The organism is Pseudomonas mandelii (assembly GCF_002251635.1).
Lineage (GTDB): Bacteria > Pseudomonadota > Gammaproteobacteria > Pseudomonadales > Pseudomonadaceae > Aquipseudomonas > Aquipseudomonas mandelii_B.
Genome location: NZ_NMOJ01000189.1, coordinates 20,589 through 29,266 on the forward strand (window position 1 = coordinate 20,589; position 8,678 = coordinate 29,266).

The 8,678-nt window shown below is 60.5% G+C and carries 6 protein-coding genes; all 6 read left to right on the plus strand.

All coding sequences use genetic code 11. The features are described 5' to 3' along the window. The first annotated feature begins 176 nt into the window (after window positions 1-176). On the plus strand, window positions 177-1,619 hold the full coding sequence (gene treP / locus B7L09_RS23490) for a PTS system trehalose-specific EIIBC component (protein WP_094470822.1): 1,443 nt from the start codon (window positions 177-179) through the stop codon (window positions 1,617-1,619). 54 nt (window positions 1,620-1,673) lie between these two features. Further along, entirely contained in the window at window positions 1,674-3,320 is a 1,647-nt protein-coding gene (gene treC, locus B7L09_RS23495; protein WP_094470823.1) for an alpha,alpha-phosphotrehalase, read from the plus strand. 105 nt (window positions 3,321-3,425) lie between these two features. Then, complete coding sequence (locus B7L09_RS23500; protein WP_094470827.1) at window positions 3,426-4,649, plus strand: maltoporin; 1,224 nt, start codon at window positions 3,426-3,428, stop codon at window positions 4,647-4,649. A gap of 62 nt (window positions 4,650-4,711) precedes the next feature. Next, window positions 4,712-7,246: a phosphoenolpyruvate--protein phosphotransferase gene (gene ptsP, locus B7L09_RS23505; RefSeq protein WP_094470824.1), complete on the plus strand. Its 2,535-nt coding sequence runs from the start codon at window positions 4,712-4,714 to the stop codon at window positions 7,244-7,246. 2 nt (window positions 7,247-7,248) lie between these two features. Beyond that, window positions 7,249-7,539 (plus strand): PTS sugar transporter subunit IIB, encoded by a 291-nt coding sequence (locus B7L09_RS23510; protein ID WP_094470825.1) that lies wholly within the window; start codon window positions 7,249-7,251, stop codon window positions 7,537-7,539. Window positions 7,540-7,656: 117 nt separating this feature from the next. Further along, a partial coding sequence (locus B7L09_RS23515; protein ID WP_094470828.1) for a multicopper oxidase family protein occupies window positions 7,657-8,678 on the plus strand: 1,022 nt, incomplete at its 3' end.

Below are 8,678 nucleotides of genomic sequence, written 5' to 3' on the forward strand. Positions count from 1 at the left end.
TTGTCCATGCGGCTTTAGGTTTCATCGTTTCAAGTGGTAGGAAAAATCGTCAACGACTCGGTTCGGAATAAACAAAATCAAACTCGTCTGTACGAGTTGTTGCTTTAACTCGTACAGACGAGTACTTTTCGCTTCGGCGTGCTGCCAAAAACAAAAAACTACAGCGGAAGAAAAGCATGAGCCACGACTATCCGAACATCGCCAGCGAGCTGCTGCAAAGCCTCGGTGGCAGCGACAACCTCGAGCAGGCCGCGCACTGCGTCACACGTCTGCGCCTGGCCCTCAAGGANCCGAGCCTGGTCAAGAGCAGTGCGTTGAACCAGGTCGATCTGGTCAAAGGCTCGTTCTTCACCGGCGGCCTGTTCCAGGTGGTCATCGGCCCCGGCGAGGTTGAAAAGGTTTACGCCGAACTGCGCCGTCAAACCGGTCTCGCCGCTTCAACCATCGCCGACGTTAAACAAAAAAGTGCCGACAAGACCAACGCGATGCAGCGTCTGGTGCGGGTGTTCTCCGATGTGTTCATGCCGATCCTGCCGGCGTTGATCATTGCGGGGCTGTTGATGGGCATCAACAACCTGATCGGCGCCAAGGGGATGTTCATCGAAGGCCAGACCCTGCTGGATGCCTACCCGAAACTCGACGGGCTCTGGAGCCTGATCAACCTGATGGCCAATACCTCGTTCGTGTTCCTGCCGGCGCTGGTGGGTTGGTCGGCGGCCAAGCGCTTTGGCGGCAGTGAAATCCTCGGCATCGTGCTCGGCCTGATGCTGGTGCACCCCGATCTGCTCAACGCGTGGAACTACGGCAAAGCGGTGGCCGGGCTGGACGGGCAAAGCCTGCCGTACTTCGACATCCTCGGGTTGTTCCAGATAGAGAAGGTCGGTTATCAGGGACAAATCCTGCCGATCCTGCTGGCGGCTTATGTCATGAGCGTCATCGAAAAATGGCTGCGGGCGCGGGTGCCAAACGCCGTGCAATTGCTGGTGGTGCCGATTACCACCATCGTGGTCACCGGCGTGTTGGCGTTGGCTGTGATTGGCCCGGTGACCCGGCATCTGGGGATTCTCATCACCGAAGGCGTGGTCATGCTGTTTGACCTCGCGCCGATGGTCGGCGGGGCTATTTTCGGGCTGCTCTACGCGCCGCTGGTGATCACCGGCATGCACCACATGTTCCTCGCNGTGGACCTGCAACTGATCTCCACCCAGGGCGGCACCTTTATCTGGCCGATGATCGTGATGTCCAACCTGGCCCAGGGCAGCGCCGCGCTTGGTGTGTTCTACATGACCCGCAACGCGCGGGACAAAAGCATGGCTTCCACCTCGGCGATTTCTGCTTACTTCGGTATCACTGAACCGGCGATGTTCGGGGTGAACCTGCGCTTCAAGTTTCCGTTCTATGCCGCGCTGCTNGGNTCGGCCCTGGGCTGCATCTTCCTGTCGCTGAACAAGGTCCAGGCCTCGGCCATCGGCGTCGGCGGCTTACCCGGTTTCATCTCGATCATTCCGCAGTTCATCCCGGTGTTCGTCATCGGGATGGTCATCGCGATTGTGGTGCCGTTTGTTCTGACCTGTGCGTTGAGCATGAAGATTGTCCGGCCCGGGTATCGGGTCGCCTGACAGATCGCGATGAGGCCCTAAGGCCGCTACAAAACTTACTGAAGGAATCCCGCCATGCAAGACTGGCAACGTTCGGTGATCTACCAGATCTACCCGAAGAGTTTTCACAGCCACGCCGGCAACCCCACGGGTGATTTGCTCGGCGTCGTGGCCAAGCTTGATTACCTGCAATGGCTGGGTGTCGATTGCCTGTGGATCACGCCGTTCCTGCGTTCGCCCCAGCGCGACAACGGTTATGACATCAGCGATTACTACGCCATCGACCCNAGCTACGGGACCATGGCCGATTGCGACNTGCTGATCGCCGAGGCGGGCAAGCGCGGGATCAAGTTGATGCTCGATATTGTGGTCAACCATACCTCCATCGAGCATGAGTGGTTCCAGCAGGCGCGCAGCAGCCTCGACAACCCGTATCGCGACTTCTACATCTGGCGCGACCAGCCGAATAACTGGGAATCCAAGTTCGGCGGCTCGGCCTGGGAATACGAGGCGCAAACCGGCCAGTACTTCCTGCACCTGTTCGACCACACCCAGGCTGACCTCAATTGGGACAACCCCAACGTGCGCGCCGAGGTGTACCAGTTGATGCGTTTCTGGCGTGACAAAGGCGTGGGTGGCTTCCGCCTGGATGTGATCAACCTGATCTCCAAGCCTGCCGATTTCCCCGAAGACAACACCGACGGCCGCCGCTTCTACACCGACGGCCCGAACGTGCATGAATACCTGCAGGAAATGCACCGTGAAGTCTTCGAAGGCCATGACCTGATCAACGTCGGCGAGATGTCGTCCACCAGCCTGGAACACTGCATCCGCTATTCGAATCCTGCATCGAAAGAGCTGTCGATGACCTTCAACTTTCATCACCTGAAAGTGGATTACCCGAACCTGCAAAAGTGGGTGAAGGCTGACTTCGATTTCCTGCAACTCAAGCAGATTTTTTCCGACTGGCAGTTGGGCATGCAGGCCGGTGGCGGCTGGAACGCGCTGTTCTGGTGTAACCACGACCAGCCGCGGGTGGTCTCGCGGTTTGGTCATGACGGTGAGTACCGCGTGGTCTCGGCGAAGATGCTTGGTACCGCGCTGCACTTCCTTCAGGGCACCCCGTATGTGTACCAGGGCGAAGAGCTGGGCATGACCAATCCNGGGTTTGATCACATCGATCAGTACCGCGATGTCGAAACGCTGAACATCTTCCGCCTCAAGCGTGAAGCCGGTGCGACCGATGCCGATAACATGGCGGCGATCATGCAGAAGTCCCGGGACAACGGCCGCACACCAATGCACTGGAACGCCGAGCCGAACGCAGGATTCAGCGTCGCGGAACCCTGGATCGGCGTGCCCGCCAACGCGGTGCAGATCAACGTCGCCACCCAGCTCGACGACCCGGACTCCGTGCTGCATCACTACCGTCAGTTGATTGCCCTGCGCCGTAGTGAAGCGCTGATGTCTGACGGCGTCTATCGGCAATTGCTGCCAGAGCACCCGCAAATCTGGGCGTATGTGCGTGAAGGTCATGGCGAGCGTTTGCTGATACTGAACAACTTCTACGGTACGCCGTGCGAAGTCGAACTGACGGATGACGTGATCAGCGAAGCGATGGCTCAGCGTCTGGTCATCAGCAACTACCCGGAATGTCCGCCGCGAAATAGGCAGATTCTTTTAAGGCCCTTTGAGTCGTTCGTTTTGCACCTGACCGACTGACCGACTACTAAAAACACCGACTTTAAAAAACACGCAGAACGCTGCGCGGGGGAGTTTTGCGCGCCGAATTTGCGGAACAACACAATAAAAATAATGGGGTGGTTCTTGAAATCAACACTAAATCGCAGCCTTGCCGCTGCGAGCGTATGCCTGGCGTTGCCATTGTCGGCGCAGGCCCTGGAGTTCGGCGGTTATTTGCGCAGCGGTGTCGGGACATCGGTCAACAGTGGAAAACAGCAGTGTTTCCAACTGCCCGGTGCGCAGACCAAATACCGCTTGGGCAACGAATGCGAGCAGTACGCGGAACTCGAACTACGCCAGGACCTGCACACCCTGGACGACGGTTCGGTGCTGAGCGTCGATGGCATGGCTTCGCTGTATAACCAGTACGACAAGGACCTGACGTTCAATGGCGATAACGGCTCGGTGCGCATGCCGCAGATGTACGCGCAGTGGTCGAACATGCCGAGCCTCAACGGCGGTTCGCTGTGGGCCGGTCGACGTTACTACAAGCGTAACGACATCCACATCTCCGACTTCTACTACTGGAACCAGAGCGCCACGGGCGGCGGTATCGAGGACGTGTTGATCGGTGACCTCAAGTACAGCTACGCCCTCTCGCGCAAGGACAACCTGTACCAGAAGGAATACGCCACCCGTCACGACTTCAACGTCGCCGGTTTCCACACCAACCCCGGTGGTGAACTGGAACTCGGGCTGAGCTACATCGACAAACCCGACAGCCGCGACGCACACCGCGGCTGGGCAATCACCGCACAGCATGTGCAAACAGGTTTTCTGGGCGGCAAGAACAAACTGGCCTTCCAGTACGGCGAAGGCCCAGGTACTGGATTGGGGTATACCGGTAACGTAAAGCTGGACGACAGCAACAAAAGCTACCGGGTGGTGGAGTTCTTCGACTGGCAAGTGACGCCACGGTTTGGCGGGCAAGTCGAGGCGGTTTACCAGAAAGACATTCGCCAGGACGGGGCCGATCAAAACTGGATTTCCCTGGGGATTCGTCCGACTTACGCGCTCACCGAACAGTTCAAACTGGTGACCGAACTGGGTCACGATCAGGTTGAAGCCACAGGCGGCACGCGCAAGCTGAGCAAGTTCACCTTCGCCCCGACGTGGTCGCCCCAAGGCCCGGAATTCTGGGCGCGGCCCGAGGTGCGTCTGTATTACACCTATGCCAGCTGGAACGAGGCGGCCAAACGGGCGGCCAATGAACTGGCGGCGGGTTCGGCGTTGTCCGATACCGGCGGCTTCGGCACGGCGCGGCACGGTGCGAATGTCGGATTGCAGGTCGAGTATTGGTGGAAATAAGCGATGCTGTCGGAGCCTCGCGCTCCATCGGCACTTCAAAGAACAAAACAGCAGGTGACGTCATGGCCACACCCCAACAATTGCAACTGCACGCCCCCCTGTCCGGCGTATTGATGCCACTGGACCTCGTGCCCGATCCGGTGTTTTCCAGCCGGGTCATCGGCGATGGCCTGTGCATCGATCCGACGTCAACGACCTTGTGTGCGCCGCTGGCCGGGGTTGTCAGCAACGTGCAGGCCAGTGGTCATGCAGTCACCATCACCGACGAAAAGGGCGTGCAGGTGTTGATGCACATTGGCCTCGACACGGTGAACCTGGCCGGGAAGGGGTTCACCCGGTTGGTGGAGGAGGGCCAGCAGGTTGACGTTGGACAGGCGCTGATCGAGTTCGATGCCGATTTTGTTGCATTGAATGCCCGCAGCCTGCTGACGTTGATGCTGGTGGTCAGTGGAGAACCGTTCACCTGGCTGACGCCGGGAACGGGTCTGGTAGAAAGTGGCCAGCCCTTGCTGAGCCTGAAATCTGTTGAGCAGACAAAGGATGCGTCGCTGCCGGAAGCGGACGAAGCGCTGTTTTCCAAACCGGTGACGCTGGCCAATCTTAACGGCTTGCACGCCCGTCCGGCCGCGGTGTTTGCCCAGGCGGCCAAAGCTTTTTCGGCGAGTATCTACCTGCACAAAAAGCAGGAGACTGCGAACGCGAAATCCCTGGTGGCAATCATGGCGTTGCAGACGGCGCACGGTGATGTCATGCAGGTCAGTGCGGCCGGCCCGGATGCGGAAGCGGCGATCATGACACTGACCGAACTGCTGCTGACTGGATGCGGTGAAGTGGTTGTGGGCCCGATGCAGGTTGAGGTGAATGCGGTCGAGGCTTCATCGCTGACGGCGCTGCGCGGGGTTTGTGCATCTCCCGGATCGGCGTTTGGCCAAGTGGTACAGATCGCCGAACAAAACCTGGAAGTGAATGAACTCGGCGCCACACCGCAGGTGGAACGCGATCACCTGTCTCGCGCCCTGGCCGAGGCGCTGGTGGCCCTGCAACAGCTGCGTGACAACGCCAAGAGCGACGCGCAGGCCGACATCTTCAAGGCGCATCAGGAACTGCTCGAAGACCCGGGTTTGCTGGAAGTGGCTGACGTGCTGATCGATGAAGGCAAAAGCGCCGGGTTCGCCTGGCGCGCGGCCACCGATTCGGCAGCCACCTTGTTCAAAAGTCTGGGCAACGCCTTGCTCGCGGAGCGGGCGGCGGACCTTGCCGATGTGAGCCAACGGGTGCTCAAACTGATACTCGGTGTACGGGATCAGGCGATGGAGCTGCCTGAAGGGGCGATCCTGATCGCCGAACAACTGACGCCGTCGCAGACTGCCGGGCTCGATACTCGCAAGGTACTGGGGTTCGCCACGGTCGGCGGCGGTGCGACCAGCCATGTCGCGATCCTCGCCCGCGCGTTCGGTTTGCCGGCGATCTGCGGGCTGCCGGTGCAAGTGCTGGCGCTGGTCAACGGAACCCAGGTGTTGCTCGATGCCGACAAGGGCGAATTGCAGCTGGATCCGGATCTGCAGGCCATCGAACAGCTGCAAGCCAGGCGCCTGCTTCAGCAACAACGCCGGCAGCGTGAGTTGGCGCACGCAACGTTGGCCGCCTGCACCCGCGACGGTCACCATGTTGAAGTGACGGCCAACATCGCTTCGCTGGTAGAAACCGAGCAAGCCATGGCGTTGGGAGGCGAGGGTGTCGGTTTGCTCCGTTCGGAGTTTCTTTATCTGGATCGCAACCATGCGCCGAGCCATAACGAGCAGGTGTCCACCTACAGCGCGATCGCCAAGGCACTCGGGCCGACGCGCAATCTGGTGGTGCGCACCCTGGATGTCGGCGGCGACAAACCATTGGCCTACGTGCCGATGGGCAGCGAAACCAACCCCTTCCTCGGCATGCGCGGGATTCGTTTGTGCCTGGAGCGCCCGCAACTGTTGCGCGATCAGTTCAAGGCCATCCTGAGCAGCGCCGGGCTGGCTCGCTTGCACATCATGCTGCCGATGGTTACGCAGCTGTCGGAGTTGCGTCTGGCCCGGCAGCTGCTCGAAGAAGAGGCGCAGGTTTTGGGCCTCATGGAACTGCCCAAGCTGGGCATCATGATCGAAGTCCCGGCGGCGGCACTGATGGCTGATCTGTTTGCGCCCGAGGTGGATTTCTTTTCCATTGGCACCAACGATCTCACGCAATACACCCTGGCCATGGACCGCGATCACCCGCGTCTGGCCAGTCAGGCCGACAGCTTTCATCCGGCGGTACTGCGCTTGATTGCCAGCACCGTAAAGGCCGCGCACGCCCACGGTAAATGGGTCGGTGTGTGCGGCGCCATGGCCTCCGAGACATTGGCCGTGCCGCTGTTACTGGGGCTTGGGGTGGATGAGCTGTCAGTGAGCGTGCCGTTGATTCCGGCGATCAAGGCAGCGGTTCGTGAGCTGGACCTGGTGGACTGCCAGGCCATCGCCCAGCAAGTGCTGGGCCTGGAAAGTGCCGGACAGGTACGCGAGGCGTTGCGGCTGTATCACGAGGCGACGGTCGATACTTCACTGGTTCTGGAGAACTGAACATGTTCGAGAAAATGCAGCGAGCGTTCTGGAAAGCGTTGACGCCGGATCTGGTGGTGGATGAGCCGAAGGTGGTTGCTCAGCCTGTTTCCGGGCTGGCGCCGGATGTCGTAGCCGCGCTGGGCGGTGTGGATAACCTCAAGTCGCAGCAGCCGGTGGCGCTGACTCGAGTTCGGGTGGAATTGCGGGATGTGGCGCGGATGGATCGACAGGCATTGAGTGTGGCGGGTGTGCCGGGCGTGATGCTGCTGGATGACGGCGTGGTGCATCTGATCACGGGCCTCGCGTTATGATCACACCTGCTGCGGCCATCCGCCGCCCCACCCTTACTGTTTCTCAACCGCAGGTGTATCGTATTCGCCTTTTACGGGCCCCCGGGCCTGTCGCTGATACGTGAGGTAGTTGAGTTCATGTCCTTTACCCGTCGCCAAATCCTCGGTGGCCTGGCCGGTCTTGTTGTCGTTGGTGTCGGAGCAGGGGGCGCATCGCGGTACTGGCTGGGCAAGATGGCCGACGCTGACGCCGGCCATGACTATGAGCTGATCGCGGCACCGCTGGACGTCGAACTGGTTGCCGGGCACAAGACCGAGGCCTGGGCGTTCGGCCCCTCCGCGCCAGGCACCGAGTTGCGCGTGCGCCAGGGCGAATGGCTGCGGGTGCGCTTTATCAACCACCTGCCGGTTGCCACCACCATCCACTGGCATGGCATCCGCCTGCCGCTGGAAATGGACGGCGTGCCTTACGTCTCGCAGTTGCCGGTGTTGCCTGGCGAATACTTCGACTACAAATTCCGCGTGCCGGACGCCGGCAGCTACTGGTATCACCCCCACGTGAACAGCAGCGAAGAGCTCGGCCGTGGCCTGGTTGGCCCGCTGATCATCGAAGAGCGCGAGCCGACCGGTTTCAAGCACGAACGCACCCTGAGCCTGAAAAGCTGGCACGTCGATGAAGAGGGGGCTTTCGTGGCCTTCAGCATTCCTCGCGAAGCCGCCCGTGGCGGCACCGCTGGACGCTTGTCGACCATCAACGGTGTTTCGCAAGCGGTGATCGACTTGCCCGCCGGGCAAATCACCCGCGTGCGCCTGCTCAACCTTGATAACACGCTGACCTATCGCCTTAACATTCCCGGCGTCGAAGCGCAGATCTACGCGCTGGACGGTAATCCCGTGGAGCCGCGCCCAATGGGCAAGGAATACTGGCTGGGCCCGGGCATGCGCATCTGCCTGGCGATCAAGGCACCGCCTGCGGGTGAGGAGTTGTCGATCCGCAACGGCCCGGTTCGCCTGGGCACGTTGCGCTCGGTGGCCAACACCGATGCACCCACCGAATGGCCCGCCGCCCTGCCGGCCAACCCGGTGGCCGAGCCGGACCTGGCCAACGCCGAGAAACTCAACTTCAATTTCGAGTGGGTCGGCACGGTGTCGGTGNANGT

Bases quoted from the DNA above. Each gene is read 5' to 3' on its own strand.
- B7L09_RS23510 (WP_094470825.1), top strand. From the start codon at position 7,249: ATGTTCGAGAAAATGCAGCGAGCGTTCTGGAAAGCGTTGACGCCGGAT.
- ptsP (WP_094470824.1), top strand. From the start codon at position 4,712: ATGGCCACACCCCAACAATTGCAACTGCACGCCCCCCTGTCCGGCGTA.